Raw genomic sequence first — 24,596 nt, 5'->3', positions numbered from 1 at the left:
GGAGCGGCCCCCTCGGCGGCCTGTCATGGTGTCCTTCGGTTCAGCAGGAGCCCACCAGCAATCCGGGACTCGCAGGGCCGGCACCACAGAATCCCAGGGCGAAGTTGGCGTTGCTCACCGAGTTTCCGCGAGTGACAGCCCAGTTGATCGGTCCTGGCTGTCTGATCGCCCCGCTGGTCGTGGTCGCCGGTTTGACGACGACGGAGGTCCGTGAGATCGCGCTGCCCCAGGCGGCCTGCTTGAGGGTGGCGCCACCCCACTGAGCGTACTTGATGGCGGCACCCGTCCCGACGGCGGTCCATGCCAGGCTCTTCCCGGCGGTCTTGAAGTCCCAATCGCCGGTCGTGACCCGATCACCGACCAGGACCACGCCCGCGCTCACGACGCCGGCGAAACCGCAGACGCCCGCCGAGGCGATCACACACGTCGCGAAGCCCGCCGCCGGAAGCACCCGGTTCTTCCAGCCGTCCCAGGTGCCGAAGGTCTCCTTCGTGCCGTCCCAGAACTTCTGCCAGCCGGACCGGTTGTCCTTGGTGTTCTTCTTGACGTCGTTCTCCCGGGCGCGCTGCTCGTCCGCCTTGCGCTGGGCCTCGCGGGCCGCCGCGTCCGCCCGCGCCTGCGCCTGGGCGCGTGCGTTGTCGGAGACGAACGGGCCATGCACCCTCGGGGTGGTCGCCGGCCGGTAGGGGCCGAGGACGGGACTGCGGCCGCCGAAGTAAGAGGACCGGCTGAACACGGTCCGCCGCCACGCCATGACGACCCGGACGACCAGACGCACGAGGTTGATGATCGTGCGGATGAAGCTCCCGAAGAACTTGCCGTCGGGGTCCGCGTACACCAGCGGGTTGTTGTTGCCGTAGGTGTAGCCGTGCATCTGCTGCGGATCCCCGGTGTCCATGACGGGGTCCACGGAGATGAAGCGGCCGAGCGTCGGATCGTACTCGCGCGCGCCCAGGTGCGTCAGGCCGGTGGCATCCGCTGTACCCCCCACGAAGCCCTTGCTGCCCGGCCAGTGGGACGGCTGCGCGACGCGCTGGCCGCCGAAGACGTGCTGCTTGCGGCGGGTGACCGCCTGGCCCATGCCCATGAGGACGGCGACGGTGGCCGTGCCGTGGTGGTCGGCCAGCATGACGCTGGTCTGACCGCTCACCTTGGTGGCGACGGTCTTGCCGTCCTGGACGTAGTGGCGGGTGCCCGTCTTCTTGCCTGCCGTGTCGAGCTTCAGCTCGTTGCCGGCCGGCAGGTAGAGGGTGGTCCCGGTCGCGTCCTTGGCCAGGACGCGGTTGCCGTCGGGGTCGTAGCCGTACTCGGTGGTGCGGCCGCCCTCGACGACCTTGGCCAGACGCCCCTCGGCGTCCCAGATCAGGTCCTGGGCGCTCGCTCCGACCTTGCGGGAGGTGGTGTTGCCCGTCTTGTCGTAGCCGTAGGTGTCCTTCTTCGCGTCGGCCTCTCCCTCGGCCTGGCTGGTCACGGAGGTCAGGGCGCGCTTGCCGGCGCCGTTCTCGCCGTAGCCGTAGGTACGGGTGATGTCCTTGGTCGCCACCACGTCGCCGGCGACCTTGTGCTGGACCTCCGTCTTGCGGTTGCCGATCGGGTCGTAGGTGAAGGAGTGCCAGTAGGCGTCGGGGCCGCCGACCTTCGGTGTGGTGCCGCCGGCGGTGCCGTCGGCGTTGGGCTTGGCGGCGCAGCTGTCCGTCGCGGTCCAGGCGTTGGTGATCCGGCGCAGCGCGTCGGTGGTGAAGCACTGGGTGTCCACCGACTTCTGCTGGTCCTGGCCCGAGGCCGTGGCCAGGCGGGTGATGTTGCCCGCCAGGTCATAGGCGTACGTGGTGTCGTCGATGCGTGCCGGGCCCGTCTCGCGGTCGGTGACCGTACGGGTCAGGTTGCCGGTGTGCTCGTCGTACTCCTTGGTCTCCCACACACGCAGACCGGTCTGGCCGAACTCGGTGCGCAGCGGACGCTTGAAGGCGTCGTACGTCACGTTGTTGACCAGCGGGCCCGCCAGGCTGCTCGTGCCGACGACCTGGTCGTACGGCAGCGAGGTGGAGTAGCGGTGGCTGACCCGCTCGGCGGCCTGGCCGCCGAGGGCGGGGTGGCGGGTCCACTCCAGCTGCCCGGTGCGCTCTCCGTAGCCGTACGTCCACTCGTAGGTGCCGGCCAGCGCACCCTCACGGCCGGGAATGGTGATCCTGGTTCCGGTGGGCTGGTAGCGCTGGTTGAGCCCGGTGGTCTCGAAGACGTACTCCTGTCCGTCCAGGTAGCGGACGGACTTGGCGACCTGTCCCTTGGCCACGGTGTCGTAGATCCAGCGGGAGAGCGTGGTACCGCCCTGCTTGATCTCTGTCTTGCGGCCCAGCGCGTCATAGGCCGTGGTGACGGTGGCGCCGTTGGCGTCCTTGGCCGACACCGGCCGGTCGGCCTGGTCGTAGGCCGTCTCGATCGGGCCCTTGTCCGGGTCCTCGGCCCGCGTGACGCGCCCCCGGTGGTCGTAGTGGTAGCGCCAGACGGAACCGACCGGGTCGGTCGCGGTCTCCTTCAGTCCGGCCGGGGTGTAGGTGTACTTCGTGGACTGCCAGGTGGTGCGGGCGTCGTTGGTGTACTGGATCAGCTCGACCGTGCGGTCGTCGACGTCCTTGACCGTGGTGGTCGCGGTCTCGCCCTTGGGCGGGATGATCGTCGTCCGGTCACCGTCGTAGCGCGTCGAGGTGCGGCGCTGCTCGACGGTGTTCTTCTCCGCGATCTGCACGGTGGGCCGGCCGGCCCCGTCGTACTCCGTGCGGACCAGGTCCGCCACCTTGGTGTCGTCGCCGGTCACCAGGGTCGGGGACGGGTTACCCGTGGCGTAGTAGCCGTTGTAGGTCTTCCACTCCAGGCCGCGGGAGTCGTACTTCTTCTCGGAGATGATCCGGCCGATGCCGGTGCCGGAGGGCACCTGCGTCTCGCGCTCACGCAGCAGACCGTCGTAGAAGGTGTACTCGCTCCGGTAGTCACCGGTGTGCCGCAGGGTCTTCGTGGTCACCACGGTGGGCGCCGTACGGGAGACCGCGTACGTGTACTCCCTGCTCGGTTCCTTCGGGTGCTCGGACTTGGTCCAGCCGGGCTCCCATGCCTTGACGACGCGGCCCAGACCGTCCCGTTCGGCGTCGGTACGCCGTCCGTTGACATCGGTCTTGGCGATCTCCTCGCCGCGGCCCGGGTCGGACTCGACGCTGGAGGAGTGGCCCAGCGCGTTCGCGGTGACCGTCCTGGTGGGCACGTACTGGGTGGTGGGGGTGAAGGCCGTGGTGGTCTTCTCACCCGCCGCGTTCACCGTCTCGACGGTCCGGCCGTGCTGGTCGGTCCTGTTGGTCTCGACGGTGACGAAGCCGGTGCCGGCCGCGTCCTGCTCGTCCACGCGGGTCACGTCGCCCTTGGTGGGGGCGGCGCCCAGGGTGGTGGAGCCGTCGAAGTAGGTGCGCTTCTCGGAGATCAGGTCGCGCGGCAGGGTGAGGGCGGAGCCGCAGAGCGCGGCCGTCTTCTTCACCGACGCGGTGGTCGCCAGCAGGTTCGCCCCGGTGTTGCGGGCGTACGTGGTGGCCGTGCAGCTCTCGTCACCGCTCTTGCCGGTGTCGCCGTGGTCGGACTCGGTCGCGAGCATGCCGTACGCGTCGTAGGCGCGCTCCACCTTGGTGCGGCGCCAACCGCCGGCGACCTGGGTACGGGTGGTCTCCGTCTGCTCGGCGGCGGACATCCGCGCGGTCAGGGCGGGCAGCCCCGGCCGGGCCCGGCTGGCGGTCACGGCGGACTGCCAGGGGGTGAAGGTGCCGGCCTCGATCAGCTTGCCGTCGAGGAAGGTGCCCTCCTCGCGGGTCATACCGGAGAACACCGGCTGGTCGGTGACCTTGTTGCCCTCGGAGTCGGCGACGTCGGCACCCGCGATACCGCGGAAGTAGCGGTTCTCGGTGTGCAGCCTCGGGCCGTCGGTACCGCTGCCGACCGTGGTGCGCACGTGGCCGTAGCCGCGGAAGTCCGCGTACGTGAGGTGCTCCGGCTTGGCGAACTCGGTCTCGGCCTTCGCCCACGCCGCGCCGCCGAGGTAGGTGTAGTCGGTCTGCTTGGGCGGCGCACCGCCCCACCGGTCCTCTTCCCGCACCTGGGTGACGACGTAGGTGTGGAACCAGTCCTTCACCGGCTTGTACTCGGCGGCCGGTGAGTCGGGCGAGGACCAGAACACCGGATAGCAGCGCTTGGTGTTGGAGGATTCCGAGGGCAGCGATCCGGGGGTGCACTCGGGTGCCGAGTAGGTGACGGCGATGGTGCCGCCGGACTCGGTGTTGACGGCGTTCACCCGGTAGCGGATCAGCGGCGGAATGCCGTCACCCGTGGTGTCCACCCGGTTCTGGAGCTGGGTTCCCATGAAGGTCACCGGCGGGAGGGACGCGGGCGTGCCCCCGGTGTGGCCGGTGCGGGTGACCGAGGCCAGCCACAGGGCGGGGCTGGAGCCGTCACCGGTCGACGGGAACTGGTGCGTCAGCTTCCAGGAGTCGACCTTCTGGTAGCCGGTGCCCACCCGGACCTCGGTGGTGATGTCCGTGATCCGCTTGCGGGACCAGAAGGACGGGCTGTAGCGGCTCTTGCACTCGGTGCCCGGTGCGCAGTACTGGTCGAACGGCACGTCGGGCCAGTGCTTGGCGTTGTCCTTGGTGAACTTGGACTCGGCGCAGTCGAACGAGGAGCCGGGCAGGCAGCGCTCGGCCTCCTTGAAGGTGATCTTCGCGGCCGGGGTGCCGGTGTAGAGGTTGCCGGCGCGCAGGCCGTACTCGATGCGCTTGAGGTGGCCGCCGCGGATGTAGGGGGTGGCGGTGGAGGCACCGGTGGACGTGTTGACGTTGCGCCCGTAGTGGTTGGTCTCCTTGCCCCAGTAGTACGCCATCGCGTCCCCGTGCGGGCTGACGACGTAGTCCAGGTTCCAGCGCCAGCCCTGCTGGCACCAGGAGTCGGCGAAGGCGCTCTTGTGGCAGGGCTCCGCGGACTGGTTGCCGTAGACGGGGACGGTCCACGTGGAGTCCGTCACCGCCTTGCCGGAGGACCAGCCGGGCAGCCGGTTGTAGCCGAAGTAGTACTGCACGCCGTTGGTGTCGGTGACGCGCCAGTACTCGCCGTTGTCGTCGCCGTTGCCGCGTCCGGTGTCGGTGAGGCGCTCGACCTTCGTGCCGTCGTCGCCTGCCGGCTTCCAGACGCCGGTCTTGTCGTCCTTGACGAGTTCGCTGGTCTTGCCGCCCAGGGAGAGCACGGCGTTGTCGCTGCCCCAGCAGAGGTCGCCGGTCTTGGCCTTGTTGTTGCCGCCGGTCATGTCGGTGTTGCAGGGCCGGTAGCGGCGCTCGACGAAGCCGGGCTCCAGGCCCCAGCCGTCACCGATGTTGTTGGCCTGGTTGTTCGTGGCGGCCGTACGGCCGTCCAGCGAGGAGGAGTTGTAGCTCAGCGCGAGCTTCGGGCCGAGACCGCCGGGCACCGCGGGGGTCTGGAGGTCGTACGACCAGGTGAAGGCGCCGGAAGGGCCGCCGGACTCCCAGCTCGCGGAGGGCGCGAGCGGGGTGGCCGTGAAGTCGCCTTCCGAGCCGGCGGGGGCGGAGCCGACCGCCAGCAGGGTCGAGGAGCCGGCGGACGCGGCCGCGGGGGCGGCGGCGTAGGAGGCGAAGGAAGCCGTGCCGGTCGCCGAACCGGCGCCCGTGACGGCCTGCCCGCCGTCTCCGGCCGTGTGCCCGGCCGGGTCCGTCCGCGGAGTCGCCGTGGCCGTGCCGAAGGTGGCCTCGGCCATGACCGTGCCGTCCTCGGGCCGGTTGCGCACGTTGCCGAGGGGCTTGGGCTTGCACTCGGCCCGGTCCGGTGTGGTGAGGGCGCAACCGGGCAGTTCGGCGAGGGTGAGCCGGGAGGCCCAGCCGCCACCGTAGGCGTTCTGGAAGGCGGAGTAGTCCACCTTGACGTCGGCGGCCCCGCGCGCGCCCTCGACCGCGAGGAGCACCCCGTCCACGCCGGCCTTCTCGGTCTGCGCCCGGTCCAGCACGCGTACCCGTACGTCGCCGGACGCCGGCGCGGCCCCGGCGGCGGCCTTGGGCGCCAATTCCACGGGCAATCCACCCGGCTTGGCCCGTGCGACGGCCCCGCGACCGGCGAGCTTCAGCCGTTCGGACCCCGCGGACGGCCAGTCGGCGTCCTTGGGGTTGAAGGTGGATGAAGCCACCGTGTCCTTGCCGGACTTCACTTCTGTGACGGGTACCGGCTTCGTCTGCTGCAACGCGGGCAGGGACAGCGGGGTCAGCGCCAGCGCCTCGGCCGAGACGAGGCCCGCGAGCAGTGCGGTGGAGGTGATGACGGTCACTGATCGGGCAAGTCCACGGCGTCTGCCTGATCTGGTCTTTGGTATGTGCTCCGCCGACGGGTCACCGTCGGCGGGAATCGTCGGCGCATGCCTGAAGCGCACACTTCCCCCTTGAGTCGAACGATCCACTATCGGCCACGCATTATGCAAGTCCATTACCTGGGTGGGACCGTCCGCCATCGCCGCACCCTCGCCAGGAATCACGCTCCGGCCCCGAACGCACTGCTCCGAGGCCGTTCATTCCCCCGCGAACGACGGCCCGAAGCGCCCGCCCCCTGGCCGGATTTATCCGTGCTATACCTTCGCTTTGCCGATCTGACGTCCCATGAAGAATGCGGGGGAGCACGACATGCCACATCCGAATCCACCGACGAGATCCCGAGGAAAGTTCCGAATAGCCACCGCTTCGGCGGTAATTGCCGCTCTGAGCATGCCCTTTGTGGCAGCTGCCTCAGCTTCCGCTTCCGCTCCCTCCGGCAGCACCTCACCGACCTCCGGGAGCGCCGCGGGCACACCTGAGGAGACCGCTGCGGCCCAGCGGGCCGCCGGCTCCGGCAAGCCCGTCGAAGTGCTGTCCCAGCGGACCGAATACGACACCGTGTTCGCGAACCCGAACGGGACCTTCACGATGGAGTCCGCTGTCGCCCCGGTCCGGGTGCGCCAGGGCGGCAAGCTGGTACCCACCGACGCGACGCTCCAGCCCACCGGCAACGGCACGGTCAGGCCCAAGGCGATCGCCGTCGGGCTGGAGTTCTCCGCCGGCGGCGACGCTCCGCTGGCGACCATCACGCGTGACGGCCGGTCGATGACCGTCGACTGGCCGGGCAAGCTCCCCGCACCGGTCGTGGAGGGCGACACCGCCACCTATCCCGAGGTCCTGCCCGGGGTCGACCTCAAGATGCGCGCTTCCGTCGGGGGCTTCCAGCAGCTGCTCGTCGTCAAGAACGCCGAGGCCGCGAAGAACCCCGCCCTGAAGACCGTCACGTTCGACGTGGCCGCCTCGGGCGTCGCCCTCTCCACCGACGAGGCGGGCAACCTCAAGGCGGTCAACCCGGCCGGCCAGGAGGTGTTCACCGCGCCCACACCGACCATGTGGGACTCGGCGGGCATCGCCACCGGTGAGGCGGCACCGGCCGCGCCTGCCGCGTCGCCGCGCTTCCTGAAGGGCGGCCCGCGCTCGCTGGTGGCCGCACCGGACACCCTGACGGCCGCGCCCGACACCACCACCGCCGCCCGCGAACTCGGTGGCCGCCCGGCCACCCCGGCCGAGGACGTGTTCGAACCCCGGCACGGCGCCGTCGAGAAGCGCATGCCGATCGCGGTCAAGGGCGGCGAAATGGCGCTGAAGCCGGACGCGTCCGTCCTCACGTCCAAGGACACCGTCTACCCGGTCTACATCGACCCGACGGTCAGCGGCGCCCGGCTCAACTGGACCTCGGTCGCCAAGAAGTACAGCACCACCTCGTACTGGAACCACTCGTCCGGCGTGGCCCGGGTGGGCTACGAGTCCGACACCGGCGGCACCTGGCGGTCCATGTTCACCATGGACACCAAGAAGCTGCACGGCAAGCAGATCATCGACTCGGTCTTCCGTATCAAGAACACCCACTCCTGGTCCTGCACCAAGAAGCCCGTGGAGCTGTGGCGGATCAACCCGATCTCCTCCGCCACCACCTGGGCCAAGCAGCCGTCGTGGGTGGCCAGGGTCCAGACGCTGACCGAGGCCAAGGGCTGGGGCTCCGGCTGCCCGGCCGGCAACCTGGAGTTCAAGACCAAATCGGTCGCCGATCTCGCCGCCGCGAACAAGTGGCCGACCGCCACCCTCGGCCTGCGCGCCTCGGAGTCGGACACCTACGGCTGGAAGAAGTTCGACGCGAAGTCGGCCGTGTTCTCCACCACCTACAACACCACCCCGTCCACTCCGTCCGGCCTGGCGACCAGCCCCGCCACCGCCTGCACCGCCTCGCCCGGCACCACCGTCGGCAACACCGACGTCCAGCTCTCGGCCAAGGTCGCCGACGGTGACGGCGGGACGGTGACCGCCCGCTTCAAGGTCTGGCAGACCGGCACGAGCACAGTGCTGTACGAGAAGACCCAGGCGGTGACCTCCGGCAACATCGCCCGGGTCACGGTGCCCAAGGGCTCCTTCGTCGACGGCAAGCAGCACTCCTGGCAGGTCCGGGCCGAGGACGGCCGGGCCAGCTCCGCGTGGAGCGGTGTGTGCCGCTTCCACGTCGACCAGAACGTACCCAACCACCCGCCCGGCATCAGCTCCAAGCAGTTCCCCGACGGTGACGACGGCTGGCCGACCCAGACCGGCACCGCGCGCTCCGAGGGTGTCTTCACCCTCTCCCGCGGCCTGGCCACCGGTGTCGCCTCGTACGAGTACTGGACTGAGTGGTCCCCCACCGTCCGAACCGCCACGCCGGCCGCCGTGGACGCGTCCGTCGACGTGAAGCTGACGCCCCCCGTCGCCGGTCCGCTGCGGGTCTACGCCCGCTCACTGAGCAAGGGCGGCAACCGCACGGCCATCCAGACCTACCTCTTCTACGCCAACAGCCCCGCGATGAAGGACAAGCCGGGCGACCTCAACGGCGACGGCACGTCGGACATGTACGCCCTGCGCACCACGGGTGAGCTGTGGATGTACGCGGGCAACGGCAACGGCACCGTCGGCCGGTACCAGGAGGCGGGCGCCACCAACCTCGCCGGCGCGTCCATCACGCACCGCGGCGACTGGACCGGTGACGGCTACGAGGACCTGGTCGCCGCCACCGGGCCGAAGGGCTCCCGCCAGATCCAGGTCTTCCCGAACAACGGCTACGGGCACGCCTGCACCGCCTTCGGCGAGACCGCCGAAGGCGGGGACTGCGCGGACGAGCGCCGTGACCTCCAGGTGTACGAGGAGCCCAACAACCACTTCAAGAACGCCGACCAGATCCTGGCGGTCGGCGACGTCGACGGTCCCACCGACCTCGACGGCGACGGCACCATCGGCGAATGGGACCTGCCGTCCTACCCCGACCTGCTGGTCAAGGAGGGCGACCACCTGTGGCTCTACTTCGGCCATGCCTCCGGCTACCTGGACGAGTACGCCGAGCCGGTCCTGGTGGGCAACGGCTCCTGGTCCAACTACGACATCGCCGCCCCCGGCGACCGCACCGGCGACGGCCGGGTCGACATGCTCGCCCGTAGCCGCATCAACGGTGACCTGCGCCTCTACACGGGCACCGACGCAGCCGGCGGCGGCCTCGGCAGCGGTCCGGCCGCGATCGTCATCGGCACCGGCTGGACGGTCTCGCACCGCCCGCTGATCACTGCGCTGCCGGACGGCAACGGCGACGGCAAGACCGACATCTGGTCCTCCGGCGGCGATGCCAAGCTGTACTTCTACAGCGACATCAAGGGCAGCGGAACCGAGGTCGGCACCGGCGGCTGGCAGAACTTCTCCGCGCTGAGCTGACCGGCACCGGCCGCGCACGCGACAGAACGCCCATGAGGGGGCGGGGCCCAGGGCCCCGCCCCCTCCGGCCGTCCCCCGGCCGGACGGGCCGCAGGGCAGGCCGTTTCGGACGGGGACGGCGCCGCGCTCTGCGGCACGGGCGGACCTCGCCGGCGCCGCCGGAGTCGGCGCGGCGATCGCGCCGAAGCGCCTCGGGCCCTCCACCGTGCCCCCCTGCTGTTCCTCGGAGAGGTCCGACCAGGACCGCGCGCTGTACGGGGGACCTGCTATGGCCTGGGCGAACTCGTCGAGGCCCGCTGCCTCCACGGCGGGCGATGCGGTGAGCAGTTCGACGGCCAGGTGCTTGTGCTGTGCGGCGATGACGTGCACGGCGCCGAGAGCGGCCCTGCGCACAATGCTGTCCCCGTGGGTAGCGATTTCCCGCAGCAAGTCCTCCTCGCCGTCAAGCAGATCGCCGCGACCGCGCAGGCTGCCAAACGCCTGCGCCACTTCCCGGGTGAGTTCGGTGTTCTCCGAATCCATGAGCGTCCGGCCCCAGTGGACCGCGCGGTCACCGGCGGCGTGCCCCATCGCAGCGAGAGCGACCGACACCAGCGACGCCATCGAACCCTCGGGCGACGCCATGGCCTGCTCACAGATGGCCTCGCCGACGGACGGGCGGTCGGAGCGGCCGACCGCGATCGCCTCGCCCAGGTCTTCCATCCCTCTGCGGCAGCCGTCACGTAACACAGTGCGACATCAAGGCGTGCGTGCGGCAATCCTCTTTCCACAGCGCCCGCCGAAGGCGGCCCCGGCCGTACTGTGCCCCGCCGTTCGCGCTGACGGGCCACCCGTTGGCCACCTGAGTTGATCGAGTGTTGTTCGAACTCAATGAAGAATCAGGCCCGTACGTCTCGCTGCTGCACTTCCTTGAGGACCCCCGCCACTGTGGCGAAGCCGTTGTCCACGTGGAGCACCGTGTGGCCGTGATGGACCGCTGTCGCGCACACCAGGAGATCGACGGCTCCGGCGGCACGGTGTTGCCCGCGCTGGGTGAGCTTGTACTGCGCCGTGTCGACCCAGCGCCACGCGTTCTTGGGGACCGGCGAGAAACGGCAGAGAGCATCCAGCTCTTCGGCCAACTCGTCGCGGTGGGCCGGGCTCGTGGCCGAGTAGAGGAACTCCACTCTCGTGGGCTCGCAGACATGGAACACGCCGGCGGCGATGTGCCCTTCCCAGGGCCGCAACGCCCCCGGCGTACGGAAGAGGTGCCACAGGGCGGACGTGTCGAGAAGGTACGTGATCACTCGAAGGCTGCCCGCCGGGCGTGCTTGGCGGCGGCATGCGCCGCAGCCGCGGCCTCGAACTCGCCCCGCTCACCCCGCGCGGCCAGCTTCTCGGCAGCCTCCAGCCGCTTGACGCGCGCGACGTAGTCCCGCAGCGCCATGTTGACGGTCTCCTTCTTGGTCGAGGCGCCCATCAGTCTCATCGCCTCGGCCAGCGCCTCGTCATCGAGATCGATCTGGGTCACGGACATACCGGCACCTCTCACCGCGAGTATGTGATGTACATAACCAATCTACATCACCAACATTCTCCTGGGTGGACCCATCGCGCGCGGGGCAAGCACGGCCCGACCGCCGAACCGCAGGCCTCTCGGCGGTCGCGGGACCCGCACTTGACGCTCCCATAGCTGCGGGCACACAAAAGCCCAGGTCACAGCCGCACAGGACGCACCTTCGATGCGCGAAGACTCACCGTCGCCACACCCTCGCGAGGCGACCGCCACACGCGAAACGACCCCGTAAACGCGTTTCCCCAGGTCAGAACGATTCTGCCTGGGGACGCTCAGTGGGGCGGGTGGGACTCGAACCCACGGCCGACGGATTATGAGTCCGCTGCTCTAACCGGCTGAGCTACCGCCCCTTCACGGCGTGGCGCGTACATCTGTGCGCGCCGTCTGCCGCAGCATAGCCGCTCATACGATCTCCTGCTTCGGATGCCTCGCATGATCGGCTTCTCCTGCTCAGTGAGACCGCGCCGAGGGCTGCCCGGTTCCCTGGACGGGCGACAAAAAGGAGAGGGCCCCGTAGGACCCTCTCCTCTTCCTTGCTCCCCCGGCTGGACTCGAACCAGCAACCCTCCGGTTAACAGCCGAATGCTCTGCCAATTGAGCTACAGGGGACTGCGCTCCCCCGACTGGACTCGAACCAGTAACCTGCCGGTTAACAGCCGGCTGCTCTGCCAATTGAGCTACAGGGGATTGCTGCGGTGCATCGAACGGCCCACCTCCGGCCTTGCCGGGGGGCGAGCGCCCGTTGCGAGACATAGATTAGCGCAAGCAGGGGGGTGCTCCGCCAATCGGTATCGACAGCAGGCCGGGCACCACACGACGAAGGGTGACAGGCATGCGGTACAAGGTCACGTTCGTGGTCGGACTGGCCCTCGGGTACGTGCTCGGAACCCGGGCCGGGCGCGAGCGCTACGAGCAGCTCAAGAAGTCCGCCCGGCAGATCGCGCAGAACCCGGCGGTGCGCAACGCCGCCGAGACCGCCGGCCACACCGGCCGGGAGTACGCCGGGAAGGCCTTCGCCGCGGTCAGCGAGAAGGCCGGCGGCGCCGTGCCGGAATCGCTCGCCCGGCGGGTGCCCGGACTGCGCGGCCGGACGGGTGGCGGGGCCGGCGACGACGACTGGGGCACCAGCAACACCTGACATGTCACCGGCCCTGCCCGGAGCCCCTGGGACCCATGTGGTTTCAGGGGCTCCGGGACGGTCAGGACCGGCCCCGCGTGCGGCAGAATTCTCCGCATGGGGATAGTCGCCGGGCTGGACAGCTCTTCCGCCTTCACACGCATCGTCGTCTGTGACACCGAGACCGGCGCCGTGCTGCGCCAGGGGTACGCACCCCATCCGCAGCCCGTGGGCGAACCCGACGGCGCCAGCCCCCACGAGACCGACCCGCAGGCCTGGCTGCTCTCACTCGGCGAGGCCGCCGGCGGCGGGATCCTGGAGGGCGTCCAGGCCATAGGCGTGTCCGCGCAGCAGCACGCCCTGCTGCCGCTGGACCCGCAGGGCGCGCTGGTACGCCCCGCCCTCGTCGGCAACGACAAGCGCGGCCAGGTCGCAGCCGCCGACCTCACCGAGGCCCTCGGCGGGCGGCACGCCTGGGCCGAGGCGGTGGGCTCGGTACCGCATTCCGCGCAGCCCGTCGCGAAGCTGGCCTGGCTGGCCCGCACCGAGCCCGAGGCGGCCCGCCGGGTGGCCGTACTGATGTCGCCCCACGACTGGCTGGTCTGGCAGCTGCTGGGCCGCCCGGCCCGGCGGACCACCGACCGCGGCGGCGCCTCGGGAACCGGCTACTGGTCGGCGGCCGCCGGAGCCTGGCGGCCCGATCTGGTGGAGCTGGCGCTGGGGCACCGGGCCCTGCTGCCGGAGGTGCTCGGCCCGGCCGACGCGGCCGGGACCACGCCCGAGGGGCTGCTGATATCCGCCGGTACCGGCGAGACGATGGCCGCGGCCCTCGGTCTGGGGCTGGGCCCCGGCGACGCGGTCGTCTCCCTCGGTGCCTCCGGTTCGGTGATGGCGGTGCACCACGAGGCGCTGTCGGAGCCGGGCGGGCTGATCACCTCCCTGGCCGACGCCACCGGTATGCACCTGCCCGTGGTGAACACCTCCAATGCCGTACGGGCCCTGCGCGGCACCGCCGAGCTGCTCGGCACCGACCTGGAGGGGCTGTCCGAGCTCGCGCTGAAGTCCACGCCGGGCGCGCACGGCCTGGTGCTCCTGCCGTACCTGGAGGGTGAGCGGACGCCGAACCTGCCGCTCGCCGCCGGGACCCTCACCGGGCTGCGCCGGGACTCCATGAAGCCCGAGCACCTGGCCCGGGCGGCCTTCGAGGGCATGCTGTGCGGGCTGGTGGATGCCCTCGACGTGCTGCGTTCGCGCGGGGTCGAGATCCGCCGGGTGTTCCTGCTGGGCGCGGCCGCCGAGCTGCCCGCCGTACAGGCCGCGGCCCCCGGGCTGTTCGGGACCCAGATCGTCGTGCCCGCGCCCGCGGACTACGCGGCGCTGGGCGCGGCCCGCCAGGCGGCCTGGGCCCTCGGTGTGGCGCAGGGCACCCTGGCACCGCATGTCCCGCCGGTCTGGCCGGCCCCTGCGGCGCAGGTCTTCGAGCCGGACGAGGACTTCCCGGCCTGGCAGGGCGTGCGCCAGCAGTACATCGCGACGCGGGAGCAGATCCACCCCGGGGCGTTCTGACCGCCGCCGGATCCGGGCGGGCGCGGGGGTCGTAGGACCCGCGCCCGCGCGGGTGGTCCTTTTGACCGGCCTTTGCGAAATCCGGTGGGGATCGGTGGGCCGATTGGCCGAAGATGGGTTGAACCCCTCGATCGTGCCGACCGGAGCCTGCGCGTGCTCATACGACTTCTGCGGACCCACCTGGGTCCGTACCGGAAACCCATAGCGGCGCTGGTCCTGCTGCAACTCCTGCAGACCAGCGCCAGCCTGTACCTGCCCACTCTGAACGCCGACATCATCGACAACGGTGTCGTCAACGGCGACACCGGCTACATCCTGCGCTTCGGCGCGCTGATGCTGGGTGTCTCGCTCGTCCAGCTCGTCTGCAACGTCGGAGCCGTCTACCACGGCGCTCGCACGGCCGCGGCCGTCGGGCGCGACATCCGTGCCGGCGTCTTCGACCGGGTGCAGAGCTTCTCCGCCCGGGAGCTGGGCCATTTCGGTGCCCCGTCCCTGATCACCCGTACGACGAACGACGTCCAGCAGGTCCAGATGCTGGTGCTGATGACCTTCACCCTGATGGTCTCGGCGCCGATCATGTGCGTCGGCGGCATCGCCATGGCGCTCTCGCTGGACGTGCAGCTGTCGGGCGTCCTGCTGGCCGTGGTCCCCGTGCTCGGGGTATCGGTCGGCGCCATCGTCCACCGGACACGGCCGCTGTTCCGCCGGATGCAGGACCGCCTGGACACCGTGAACCGGGTGCTGCGCGAGCAGATCACCGGCAACCGGGTGATCCGCGCCTTCGTCCGCGACGACTACGAGAAGGACCGCTTCCGCGAGGCCAACGCCGACCTCACCGGCGTCTCGCTCGCCTCGGGCAAGCTGCTGGCCCTGATGTTCCCGACCGTGATCCTGGTCGTGAACATCTCCAGCGTCGCCGTCATCTGGTTCGGCGCGATGCGCGTCGACAGCGGCGGCATGGAGATCGGCCAGCTGACGGCCTTCCTCGCCTACCTGATGCAGATCGTCATGGCCGTGATGATGGCCACCTTCATGTTCATGATGGTGCCGCGGGCCGAGGTCTGCGCCGAGCGCATCCAGGAGGTGCTGGACACCGAGTCCAGCGTCGTCCCGCCCACCGACCCGGTGCGCGAACTCACCCGCCGCGGCGTCCTGGAGCTGCGCGGCGCCGATTTCCGCTACCCGGGCGCCGAGGCCCCGGTCCTGCGCGGCGTGGACCTGGTGGCCCGCCCCGGCGAGACCACGGCGGTGATCGGCTCCACCGGAAGCGGCAAGTCCACGCTCCTGGGGCTGGTCCCCCGGCTGTTCGACGCGACCGGCGGCGAGGTACTCGTCGACGGCGAGGACGTACGCCGGCTCGACCCCGAACTGCTGGCCAAGACGGTCGGCATGGTGCCGCAGAAGCCCTACCTGTTCTCCGGCACCATCGCCTCCAACCTGCGCTACGGGCGCCCGGACGCCGGCGACGAGGAGCTGTGGCAGGCCCTGGAGGTGGCCCAGGCCAAGGAGTTCGTCTCGGCGCTGGAGGGCGGCCTGGAGGCCCCGGTCACCCAGGGCGGCACCAATGTCTCCGGCGGCCAGCGCCAGCGTCTGGCCATCGCCCGCACGTTGGTCCAGCGCCCGGAGATCTACCTCTTCGACGACTCCTTCTCGGCCCTGGACTACGCGACGGACGCGGCGCTGCGCGCGGCGCTCGCCCGCGAGACCGAGGACGCGACCGTGGTCATCGTCGCCCAGCGGGTCGCGACGATCCGCGACGCCGACCGGATCATCGTCCTGGACGAGGGGCAGGTCGTGGGCGAGGGACGCCACCACGAGCTGATGGCCGGTAACGAGACCTACCGGGAGATCGTGCTCTCCCAGCTGACGGAGGCGGAGGCGGCATGAGCGGGCCCGGAGGACGGATGATGATGGGGCCCGCCCAGCGGTCCCTGGACTTCAAGGGGTCGGGCAAGCGGCTGCTGGCCCAGCTCGCGCAGGACCGGGCCAAGCTGTGGGGCATGGTCCTGGCCGTCGTCGGCAGCGTCGCCTGCGCGGTCGTCGGACCGAAGATCCTCGGCGCGGCGACCGACCTGGTCTTCGCGGGGATCGTCGGCCGGCAGATGCCGGCCGGTGTGACCAAGCAGCAGGCGCTGGACGGGATGCGCGCCCGCGGCGAGGACGGCATGGCGGACATGCTGTCCGGCACCGACTTCACCCCGGGCCAGGGCATCGACTTCGGTGCCGTCGGGGTCGTGGCGATCTGGGCGCTGGTGGTCTTCACCCTGGCGGGCCTGCTGATGCTGGTCGCGACCCGGCTGTCGAACCACGTCATGAACGGCACCCTGTACCGGATGCGCGAGGAGCTGCAGGCGAAGCTGTCGCGGCTGCCGCTGTCGTACTTCGACCAGCAGAAGCGCGGCGAGGTGCTGAGCCGGGCCACCAACGACGTGGACAACATCGGCCAGACCCTCCAGCAGACGATGGGTCAGCTGCTGAACTCGCTGCTGACCATCGTCGGCGTGCTGGCGATGATGTTCTGGATCTCGCCGCTGCTGGCGCTGGTCGCGGTCGGTACCGTCCCGGTCTCGGTCTACGTCGCCGCGAAGATCGGCAAGAAGTCGCAGCCGCAGTTCGTGGAGCAGTGGAAGACGACCGGAACGCTCAACGCCCACATCGAGGAGATGTACTCGGGGCACAACCTGGTCAAGGTCTTCGGCCGGCAGAAGGAGTCCGCGGCGCTCTTCGCCGAGCAGAACGAGGCGCTGTACCGGGCCTCGTTCAAGGCGCAGCTGGTCAGCGGCATCATGCAGCCGGTGATGTTCTTCATCTCGAACATCAACTACGTGCTGATCGCGGTGGTCGGCGGGCTCCGGGTCGCCTCCGGCACCCTGTCGATCGGGGATGTGCAGGCCTTCATCCAGTACTCGCGGCAGTTCTCGATGCCGCTGACCCAGGTCGCCTCGATGGCGAACCTCGTCCAGTCCGGTGTCGCCTCGGCGGAGCGGGTCTACGAGCTGCTGGACGCCCCGGAGCAGGAGCGCGACGCGGACGTGCCGGAGCGCCCGCAGGAGCTGCGCGGCCAGGTCACCTTCGACAAGGTGGCCTTCCGCTACGAGCCGGACCGGCCGCTGATCGAGAACCTCTCGCTCTCGGTGGAGCCCGGCCACACGGTCGCGATCGTCGGCCCGACGGGCGCCGGCAAGACCACCCTGGTCAACCTGCTGATGCGGTTCTACGAGGTCACGGGCGGGGAGATCGCCCTGGACGGCGTGGACATCGCCAAGATGACCCGCGAGGAACTGCGCGGCGGCATCGGCATGGTGCTCCAGGACACCTGGCTGTTCGGCGGGACCATCGCCGAGAACATCGCCTACGGTGCTTCGCGCGAGGTCACGCGCGCCGAGATCGAGGAGGCGGCGCGGGCGGCGCACGCGGACCGGTTCATCCGCACCCTGCCGGACGGCTACGACACGGTGCTGGACGACGAGGGTGCGGGGGTCAGCGCGGGCGAGAAGCAGCTGATCACCATCGCCCGGGCGTTCCTGTCGGACCCGGTGATCCTGGTCCTGGACGAGGCGACGAGCTCCGTGGACACCCGTACCGAGGTGCTGATCCAGAAGGCGATGGCGCGGCTCGCGCACGGCCGTACGTCCTTCGTGATCGCGCACCGGCTTTCCACGATCCGCGACGCAGACCTGATCCTGGTGATGGAGAGCGGCTCGATCGTGGAGCAGGGCACGCACGAGGAGCTGCTCGCGTCGGGCGGGGCCTACGCCCGGCTGTACGCGGCGCAGTTCGCCCAGGCGGTCGCCGAGGTCGACTGAGACCGGACCGGACCGGACCGCCGGGAGCGGGTGCGGGGGCGGGTGCGGGGGCGTCCTTCGGGGCGCCCCTTGCCCGTTCCGGCGGTGCCCGCTTCAGTCGAGGTATCCGCGCAGCTGGTCGGCGAAGGCGTGGTCGCGCAGCTTGTTGAGGGTCTTGGACTCGATCTGACGGATCCGCTCCCGCGTCACGCCGAAGATGCGGCCGATCTCCTCCAGGGTGCGCGGCCGTCCGTCCGCGAGCCCGTACCGCAACTGCACGACCTTGCGCTCGCGTTCGCCGAGGGTCGACAGGACCGCTTCCAGGTGCTCGCGCAGCAGGAAGAAGGCGGCCGACTCCACGGGGGAGGCGGCGTCCCCGTCCTCGATGAGGTCGCCGAGCGCGACGTCCTCCTCCTCGCCGACGGGCGCGTGCAGTGACACCGGCTCCTGGGCGAGGCGCAGTACTTCCAGGACCCGCTCGGGGGTCAGCTCCAGGTGGACGGCGACCTCTTCGGCGGTGGGCTCGTAGCCGCGTTCCTGGAGCATGCGGCGCTGCACACGGACGACCCGGTTGATCAGCTCGACGACGTGGACAGGCACACGGATGGTCCGTGCCTGGTCGGCGAGGGCACGGGACATGGCCTGCCGGATCCACCAGGTGGCGTACGTGGAGAACTTGTACCCGCGGGCGTAGTCGAACTTCTCGACCGCCCGGATCAGCCCGAGGTTGCCCTCCTGGACCAGGTCGAGCATGGTGAGCCCGCGGCCCACGTACCGTTTGGCGACGGAGACGACCAGCCGCAGGTTCGACTCGATGAGCCGGCGTTTGGCCATGCGCCCCAGGACGACGAGCCGGTCGAGGTCGAGGGCGAGCTGGGAGTCGAGGTCGGGGGTGTTGCCGAGCTTCTCCTCGGCGAACAGTCCGGCTTCGACGCGCCGCGCGAGATCCACTTCCTCGGCGGCGGTGAGCAGCGGGATCCTGCCTATCTCGCGCAGGTACTGCCGGAACAGGTCGGCGGAGGGGCCCGCTCCACCCCCGCTCCCGTCGCTGTCCCGCCTGCGCTGCACAGGTACCGGCTCGATCAGCTCCAGTACCTCGGGCTCTTCGTCCACGGCTTCGGCCTCCGAGGACTCGCTCGCGTTCACGGTCAGGGTCCGGGTCTGCACGGGGGCGACCTCCAGGGCTCCGAGGACGGGGGCACCGCATTCAGTGTGGGGTAAGACACATGGCTGCCACGAGGGGCGTGCGAGCACTTTCTGAGTCCGGTGCGTGACCGATGGTTACCCCCGGCCGGGAACCCCGATGCGGATCGGACGCATGTCCGAGATGATCGGCTCCATGCGCGAGGACGAAACCCACGTGACGGTGCGCTGCGCGGACGCGGCGGAGTCGGCGCGGCTCGACACCTGGGCCGCCGCACGGAAGTTGGAGGTGACGCACGTCGAGCCGGAGCGGGGGCGGGCGGTGTCGCGGCCGGTGCTGACCCTGCCGGACCGCACGGGCCACGAGCGGCTGGTGCCGCAGCTGCGGGCGGACGGCTTCGATCCGGTGCGGGTCGAGGTGAAGACCGTCCCCTGGACCACGGACCTCCCGGGGCCGGGCGGCGGCTGCTTCGAGCACCACCTCCCGGTGCTGCTGCCCGCGGACTTCGACCGCCCGGCGCTGGAGGCCCTGGCGGCCCCGCACGGGGCGCACCTGTCGGGGAACGTGCGCCGGGTCGGGGGCGGGGCCTGGCAGGTGCGGTGCGTGAGGCAGCGGTGGAGCGGCGCGGCGGGGGCGGCCGGTGCGGGTGCGGCCTTCGACGCACTGATCCGGGAGCTCGACTCGGCCGGGTACGAACTGGACACGGGGAAAAGGCAGTTCGTGCTGTACGACCGCGACCTGTCGGTGGACGACGGCCGGCTCGGGCAGGGTGCCTAGGCGGGTTCGACGCGGACCGCGCAGACCTTGAACTCCGGCATACGGGAGGTGGGGTCGAGGGCCGGGTTGGTCAGGGTGTTGGCGCGGCCCTCGCCCGGCCAGTGGAAGGGCATGAAGACCGTGTCCGCGCGGATGGCGTCCGTGATGCGGGCCGGGGCCACCGCGCGGCCGCGGCGGGAGGTGACGGCGAGGAGGCTGCCGTCGACCGCGCCGAGCCGGGCCGCGAGGCGGGGGTGGAGCTCCACGAAGGGACCGGGGGCTGCCTCGTTGAGCTCGTCCACCCGGCGGGTCTGGGCGCCGGACTGGTACTGGGCGACCACGCGGCCGGTCGTGAGCAGGAGCGGGTAGTCCACGTCGGGGACTTCGGCGGCGTCACGGTGGGCGACGGGGACGAAACGGGCCCGGCCGTCGTCGGTGGCGAACCGGTCCAGGAAGAGGCATTCGGTGCCCGTGGAGCCCTCGGGGCAGGGCCAGAAGACGCCCTGTTCGGCCTCGATGCGGTCGTAGGTGATGCCGGAGTAGTCCGCCGGGCCACCGGCGGAGGCGCGGCGCAGTTCGTCGAATACCTCTTCGGGGGAGGTGGGGAAGCCCTTCTCGACTCCGAGGCGGGCGGCGAGCCCGTGCAGGACGTCCAAGTCGCTGCGGACGCCCGGGGGCGGGGTCAGTGCGCGGCGCCGCAGCAGGACGCGGCCCTCCAGGTTGGTGGTGGTGCCGGTCTCCTCCGCCCACTGGGTGACGGGGAGGACGACGTCCGCGAGGACGGCCGTCTCGGAGAGCACGACGTCGGCGACGGCGAGGAAGTCCAGTGAGCGGATCCGGTCCTCGACGTGTGCGGCGCGGGGGGCCGAGACGACCGGGTTGGAGCCCATCAGGAGGAGGGACTTCACGTCGGTGCCGAGGGCGTCGAGAAGCTCGTAGGCGCTGCGGCCGGGTCCGGGGAGGCTGTCGGGGTCGACGCCCCAGACCCCGGCGACGTGCGCCCGTGCGGCCGGGTCGGTGAGCTTGCGGTAGCCGGGGAGCTGGTCGGCCTTCTGGCCGTGCTCGCGGCCGCCCTGGCCGTTGCCCTGGCCGGTGAGGCAGCCGTAGCCGGAGAGCGGGCGGCCGGCCCGGCCGGTGGCCAGGCACAGGTTGATCCAGGCGCCGACGGTGTCGGTGCCCTTGGACTGCTGCTCGGGGCCGCGGGCGGTCAGCACCATCGCGGAGTCCGGTGCGCAGAAGAGGCCGACCGCCTCGCGCAGGGCCGGGACCGGGACGCCGGTGATGCGTTCCACCAGCTCGGGCCAGTGGGCCATGGCGGCGGCCCGGGCCTCTTCCCAGCCGGTGGTGCGGGCGGCGATGAACTCGTCGTCGGTGCGGCCGTCGGCGACGACGAGGTGCAGGAGACCGAGGGCGAGGGCGAGGTCGGTGCCGGGGCGCGGGGCCAGGTGCAGGTCGGCCTGTTCGGCCGTGCGCGTGCGGCGCGGGTCGATGACGACGAGGGTGCCGCCGTTGGCCTTGAGCTCGGTGAGGTAGCGCAGGGCGGGCGGCATGGTTTCGGCCAGGTTCGAGCCGACGAGGACCACGCAGCCGGTGCGGGGGATGTCCTCCAGCGGGAAGGGCAGGCCGCGGTCGATCCCGAAGGCCTTTTGGTGTGCGGCGGCGGCCGAGGACATGCAGAAACGGCCGTTGTAGTCGATCTGCGAGGTGCGCAGGGCGACGCGGGCGAACTTGCCGAGCGCGTACGCCTTCTCGTTGGTGAGCCCGCCGCCCCCGAAGACGCCGACCGCGTCCGGTCCGTGTGCGCGGGCCGTACGGGAGAGGCCCGCGGCCACGGCGTCGAGGGCCTCCTCCCAGGTGGCGGGTTCGAGCCGCCCTGCGTGGGTGCGGACGAGCGGCTCGGTGAGACGCACCCGGGAGGAGAGCACAGCGGGGGCGGTGCGGCCCTTGCCGCACAGTGCGCCCCGGTTGACCGGGAAGTCGGCGCGCTCCTCCACCGTCACCCCCGTGCCGCCGGGCTCGGGGCGCAGGTTCATCCCGCACTGCAGGGCGCAGTAGGGGCAGTGCGTGGCGGTGGTGGATCCCGGCGTGTGCATACGGTTCAGCATGCGTCGGCGGTGTTACACCGGCCGCCACCCCGCGTTACGGCTCGGGGTGCTCCACCTCAGCGCGGCCCGCCGCCCCCGGTGAGGGCGACGCGCAGCACCGGCCGCAGCTCGGGCCGGTCCAGGACCTCCACGAACATGATCCGGCCGTGGACGACGTCGAGGATCAGGCACCCGCGGGCCGGGAGCAGCGCCACGTTGCGGTGGCCCGGCCCATAGGGCGTCCCCGGCGGGTGGGGCGCGGTGTGGAAACTCTGGCAGAAGTCGTCGCCGCAGCCGCAGTCGGCGAGGATACGGAGGTCGTGTGCGCAGAGGGCGAGATCGCGTTCGCCCTCCTCCTCCAGCAGCCGCACGAGTTCGGCGCTCAGCTGCGGGAGGACGTCGCGCAGCAAGGGTGCCGTGGTGTCTTCATCCTTTTCCACAGGGCGGACCGTAGCCCGCACCCCCGTCGGCGGCACGCGATTAACGCGGCCGCGGCGCGACGGACGGGCAGGCGGGCGCGGACGGGGAGCGTACGACGGGACCCGGGCGCCGCCGCGGCTCCCAGTCCCCGGGCCCCGCCGGTGATGACGACGGCCTTGCCCCGCAGATCCGCTCCAGCCACGGTTCCACCTCTGACGCCCGTATCCGACCGACCCCGTATATGACGAATCGTCATATACGGCGGTGCTCACTCTGCCGGAGCCGCCAGGGCCCGCGACACCCCGTGCTCCTTCGGTCCCAGGAAGTGGGGGGCCGGCTTGAAGGCCGCGTCCACGGCCGCCTTGCCGGCCGCGAGGAACTCGCGCGCCTGCCCGTAGCGCCAGGTGGCGTCGTGCACGTCGGCGACCCCGACGCCGTACGAGTCCACGCCCGCCGCCTGGCACAGGGCGACGGCCCGGCGTATGTGGAAGCCCTGGGTGACCAGCACGGCCCGGTCGACGCCGAAGATCTCCTTGGCCCGCACACAGGAGTCCCAGGTGTCGAAGCCCGCGTAGTCGCTGACGATCCGCTCGCCCGGCACCCCCTTCCCGGTCAGGTAGGTGCGCATCGCGTCGGGCTCGTCGTACTCCTTGCGGCTGTTGTCCCCGGTGACCAGCACCACCCGCACCCTGCCCGTGCGGTACAGCTCGGCGGCGGCGTCGAGCCGGTCGGCGAGATAGGGGGTGGGCCGCCCCCGCCACAGGCCGGCTCCGAACACCACCGCCACGTCGGCGGCGGGCGCGTCGGCCGTCGTCCGCAGCCGGTCCGCGGCCGACGCGTGCGTCCAGGCCGACGGCAGCAGCGCCAGCACACAGCCCGCCATGACGGCCTGCACCACCCGCCGTCTGCCCCGGACTCCCCGCAGCCGCCGCGGCCACCCCGCCCGCCGGTCCGCCATCGCTCTCACCGCCGCGCCCGCGCGCGCCCTCGCCCGCGCCCCGACCGTCGCCATCGCCGTTTCCCCTGCCCCTGCCCTTGCCGTCGCCCTTGCCGTCACCCAGCCCTTGATCCTCATGACCGTCCCTCCCGCACAGCGCCCGCACACGCCGCCGTTCGCACACCTCGTTCGCACACATTGACGATCACCACCGGCCCGGGAGTTCCGCCACCACCCCCTTTCACTCGTACGAATGACCGGGTGAGCCCCCCGCAACCACCTGTCATCCCGGTGCAACGCACCGGCAATCTGCAACCCGCAGGATCGGTTCATGACGGAGCCGGTGCACCCTCCCGACAGTCTCGCCCTCCCCTCCCTCCCGTTCGGCAGCGCGGCCGAGCTGCTGACCCGGATCACCGCCCAGCTCGGCACGCAGCTCAGCGGACTGCGACCGCCCCGCACCCGCACCCTCGGAGACCTCCCATGCAGCAGCCCACCCTCGTCGCCGTGGCCCACGGCAGCCGCGACCCGCGCGCCCTGCACACCGCCCTCGCCCTCCTCGAACGGGTCCGCGAGCTCCGCCCGCGGCTCGACGTCCGGCTCGGCCACATCGAGCTGAACGAGCCGCTGCTCGACGACACCCTGCGCGCGGCCTCCGGCGCCGCCGTCCTCGTCCCGCTGCTGCTCGGCCGCGGGTACCACGTCAAGCGTGACCTGCCCGCGGCCGCCGCCCGGGCCACCCACCTGGACACCCGCGTCGCCGCCCCGCTGGGGCCGCACCCGCTGCTCGTCGAGGCCCTGTACGAACGGCTCGTGGAGGCCGGCTGGACCGCCGGCACCGCCGTGGTGCTCGCCGCCGCCGGTTCCCGCGACCCCGAGTCGGCCGCCGACACCCGCCGCACCGCCGCACTGCTCTCCGGCCGCCTCGGCGATGTCCCGGTGGTGCCCGCCTACGCCTCGGCCGCCGCGCCCACCGCCCCCGAGGCCGTCCGGGCGCTCGCCGCCCGCGGCCACCACCGGATCGCGGTGGCCTCGTACTTCGCCGCTCCCGGCCGGTTCGCCACCCAGACCGCCGCGGCCTCGCCCGCCCTCGCGGCCGCCCCGCTGGGCGACCACCCCGCCCTGGCCCGGCTGTTGCTGCACCGCTACGACGAGGCCCTGCGCCGTCCCGCCGCCCTCGTCCGGCCGGAACTCGTCTCCGCCTGATCCCGGTCTGTCGGTCGCTGCGGTTACCGTCTTGTCGTGACTACTCCCCCGGATAGATCCGGGGGCTTCTCGTCAAGCTGGTTGAGCTTGACGACGGGCCAGCCCGGCCCGCAGAACGTTGGAAGCCCCCACGACGTCGGCGTGCGCCTGGTGGCCGCAGGCGACGCAGTGGAACTTCTCCTGTGTGGGCCGGTTCTCCGCGCTG

General features: G+C 71.3%; 15 protein-coding genes, 3 tRNA genes and 1 pseudogene. 8 read left to right on the top strand and 11 right to left on the bottom strand.

Annotated elements, in window-relative coordinates:
• Nucleotides 1-40: 40 nt before the first annotated feature.
• The gene (locus ACIPXC_RS12525) at nucleotides 41-6,358 is read right to left on the bottom strand and encodes an RHS repeat domain-containing protein (RefSeq protein WP_401616199.1); all 6,318 of its coding nucleotides are present in this window, start codon (nucleotides 6,356-6,358) and stop codon (nucleotides 41-43) included.
• Nucleotides 6,359-6,788: 430 nt separating this feature from the next.
• On the opposite strand from ACIPXC_RS12525, the gene ACIPXC_RS12520 reads away from it, so the two are divergent.
• Together ACIPXC_RS12520 and ACIPXC_RS12515 are read left to right on the top strand one after the other, a co-directional pair.
• Nucleotides 6,789-9,821: an FG-GAP repeat domain-containing protein gene (locus tag ACIPXC_RS12520; RefSeq protein WP_401616197.1), complete on the top strand. Its 3,033-nt coding sequence runs from the start codon at nucleotides 6,789-6,791 to the stop codon at nucleotides 9,819-9,821.
• A gap of 405 nt (nucleotides 9,822-10,226) precedes the next feature.
• On the top strand, nucleotides 10,227-10,547 hold the full coding sequence (locus ACIPXC_RS12515; RefSeq protein WP_401616195.1) for a hypothetical protein: 321 nt from the start codon (nucleotides 10,227-10,229) through the stop codon (nucleotides 10,545-10,547).
• Between the two features lie 152 nt (nucleotides 10,548-10,699).
• Here the strand turns inward: ACIPXC_RS12515 and ACIPXC_RS12510 are convergent, their stop codons facing one another.
• The 5 genes from ACIPXC_RS12510 to ACIPXC_RS12490 all read right to left on the bottom strand — a co-directional run bounded on the left by ACIPXC_RS12510 (nucleotide 10,700) and on the right by ACIPXC_RS12490 (nucleotide 12,063).
• Entirely contained in the window at nucleotides 10,700-11,107 is a 408-nt protein-coding gene (locus tag ACIPXC_RS12510) for a PIN domain nuclease (RefSeq protein ID WP_401616193.1), read from the bottom strand.
• Nucleotides 11,104-11,337 carry a type II toxin-antitoxin system VapB family antitoxin gene (locus tag ACIPXC_RS12505; protein WP_401616192.1) on the bottom strand — a complete coding sequence of 78 codons (234 nt, stop codon included), beginning with the start codon at nucleotides 11,335-11,337 and terminating at the stop codon, nucleotides 11,104-11,106. Before ACIPXC_RS12505 ends, ACIPXC_RS12510 begins: the two co-directional genes overlap by 4 nt.
• 315 nt (nucleotides 11,338-11,652) lie before the next feature.
• Nucleotides 11,653-11,726, bottom strand: a tRNA-Ile gene (locus ACIPXC_RS12500).
• A 186-nt stretch (nucleotides 11,727-11,912) separates the two neighbouring features.
• Nucleotides 11,913-11,985: transfer RNA gene (locus ACIPXC_RS12495), tRNA-Asn, on the bottom strand.
• 5 nt (nucleotides 11,986-11,990) lie between these two features.
• Nucleotides 11,991-12,063, bottom strand: a tRNA-Asn gene (locus tag ACIPXC_RS12490).
• 145 nt (nucleotides 12,064-12,208) lie between these two features.
• Between ACIPXC_RS12490 and ACIPXC_RS12485 the strand changes: the two genes are divergently transcribed.
• The 4 genes from ACIPXC_RS12485 to ACIPXC_RS12470 all read left to right on the top strand — a co-directional run bounded on the left by ACIPXC_RS12485 (nucleotide 12,209) and on the right by ACIPXC_RS12470 (nucleotide 17,865).
• Nucleotides 12,209-12,514, top strand: a complete 306-nt coding sequence (locus ACIPXC_RS12485) for a YtxH domain-containing protein (RefSeq protein ID WP_392577838.1) — start codon at nucleotides 12,209-12,211, stop codon at nucleotides 12,512-12,514.
• A gap of 96 nt (nucleotides 12,515-12,610) precedes the next feature.
• Nucleotides 12,611-14,059 carry an FGGY family carbohydrate kinase gene (locus tag ACIPXC_RS12480; RefSeq protein WP_401616189.1) on the top strand — a complete coding sequence of 483 codons (1,449 nt, stop codon included), beginning with the start codon at nucleotides 12,611-12,613 and terminating at the stop codon, nucleotides 14,057-14,059.
• A gap of 153 nt (nucleotides 14,060-14,212) precedes the next feature.
• On the top strand, nucleotides 14,213-15,946 hold the full coding sequence (locus ACIPXC_RS12475; protein WP_401616187.1) for an ABC transporter ATP-binding protein: 1,734 nt from the start codon (nucleotides 14,213-14,215) through the stop codon (nucleotides 15,944-15,946).
• Complete coding sequence (locus ACIPXC_RS12470) at nucleotides 15,943-17,865, top strand: ABC transporter ATP-binding protein (RefSeq protein ID WP_401616185.1); 1,923 nt, start codon at nucleotides 15,943-15,945, stop codon at nucleotides 17,863-17,865. Before ACIPXC_RS12475 ends, ACIPXC_RS12470 begins: the two co-directional genes overlap by 4 nt.
• 93 nt (nucleotides 17,866-17,958) lie before the next feature.
• Here ACIPXC_RS12470 and ACIPXC_RS12465 read toward each other — a convergent pair whose 3' ends face one another.
• Nucleotides 17,959-19,098 (bottom strand): RNA polymerase sigma factor, encoded by a 1,140-nt coding sequence (locus ACIPXC_RS12465; protein WP_386453625.1) that lies wholly within the window; start codon nucleotides 19,096-19,098, stop codon nucleotides 17,959-17,961.
• 64 nt (nucleotides 19,099-19,162) lie between these two features.
• Between ACIPXC_RS12465 and ACIPXC_RS12460 the strand changes: the two genes are divergently transcribed.
• On the top strand, nucleotides 19,163-19,765 hold the full coding sequence (locus tag ACIPXC_RS12460) for a hypothetical protein (protein WP_401616183.1): 603 nt from the start codon (nucleotides 19,163-19,165) through the stop codon (nucleotides 19,763-19,765).
• On the opposite strand, the gene ACIPXC_RS12455 is transcribed toward ACIPXC_RS12460, so the two are convergent.
• The 3 genes from ACIPXC_RS12455 to ACIPXC_RS12445 all read right to left on the bottom strand — a co-directional run bounded on the left by ACIPXC_RS12455 (nucleotide 19,762) and on the right by ACIPXC_RS12445 (nucleotide 23,206).
• Nucleotides 19,762-21,837, bottom strand: coding sequence for a molybdopterin oxidoreductase family protein (locus ACIPXC_RS12455; protein ID WP_401616181.1), 2,076 nt, complete (start codon nucleotides 21,835-21,837; stop codon nucleotides 19,762-19,764). The two genes, ACIPXC_RS12460 and ACIPXC_RS12455, sit on opposite strands and share 4 nt — an antisense overlap.
• Nucleotides 21,838-21,905: 68 nt before the next feature.
• A complete protein-coding gene (locus ACIPXC_RS12450; protein ID WP_401616179.1) occupies nucleotides 21,906-22,268 on the bottom strand; it encodes a hypothetical protein in 363 nt (120 codons plus the stop codon).
• Nucleotides 22,269-22,516: 248 nt separating this feature from the next.
• Nucleotides 22,517-23,206 (bottom strand): vancomycin high temperature exclusion protein, encoded by a 690-nt coding sequence (locus ACIPXC_RS12445; RefSeq protein WP_401616437.1) that lies wholly within the window; start codon nucleotides 23,204-23,206, stop codon nucleotides 22,517-22,519.
• Between the two features lie 310 nt (nucleotides 23,207-23,516).
• Here ACIPXC_RS12445 and ACIPXC_RS12440 point away from each other — a divergent pair.
• Nucleotides 23,517-24,391 (top strand): annotated as a pseudogene (locus ACIPXC_RS12440) (sirohydrochlorin chelatase).
• Nucleotides 24,392-24,463: 72 nt separating this feature from the next.
• On the opposite strand, the gene ACIPXC_RS12435 reads toward ACIPXC_RS12440, so the two are convergent.
• The coding region (locus ACIPXC_RS12435; protein WP_401616435.1) for a zinc ribbon domain-containing protein at nucleotides 24,464-24,596 on the bottom strand (133 nt) is incomplete at its 5' end.

Source organism: Streptomyces sp. NPDC090021 (assembly GCF_044748225.1).
Lineage (GTDB): Bacteria > Actinomycetota > Actinomycetes > Streptomycetales > Streptomycetaceae > Streptomyces.
This window is presented reverse-complemented; position numbering and strand designations above follow the sequence as displayed.

Coding starts and splice junctions, on each gene's coding strand:
- ACIPXC_RS12460 (WP_401616183.1), top strand. CDS start 19,163: ATGTCCGAGATGATCGGCTCCATGCGCGAGGACGAAACCCACGTGACG.
- ACIPXC_RS12480 (WP_401616189.1), top strand. CDS start 12,611: ATGGGGATAGTCGCCGGGCTGGACAGCTCTTCCGCCTTCACACGCATC.
- ACIPXC_RS12505 (WP_401616192.1), bottom strand. CDS start 11,337: ATGTCCGTGACCCAGATCGATCTCGATGACGAGGCGCTGGCCGAGGCG.
- ACIPXC_RS12455 (WP_401616181.1), bottom strand. CDS start 21,837: ATGCACACGCCGGGATCCACCACCGCCACGCACTGCCCCTACTGCGCC.
- ACIPXC_RS12470 (WP_401616185.1), top strand. CDS start 15,943: ATGAGCGGGCCCGGAGGACGGATGATGATGGGGCCCGCCCAGCGGTCC.
- ACIPXC_RS12485 (WP_392577838.1), top strand. CDS start 12,209: ATGCGGTACAAGGTCACGTTCGTGGTCGGACTGGCCCTCGGGTACGTG.
- ACIPXC_RS12445 (WP_401616437.1), bottom strand. CDS start 23,206: ATGGCGGACCGGCGGGCGGGGTGGCCGCGGCGGCTGCGGGGAGTCCGG.
- ACIPXC_RS12520 (WP_401616197.1), top strand. CDS start 6,789: ATGCCCTTTGTGGCAGCTGCCTCAGCTTCCGCTTCCGCTCCCTCCGGC.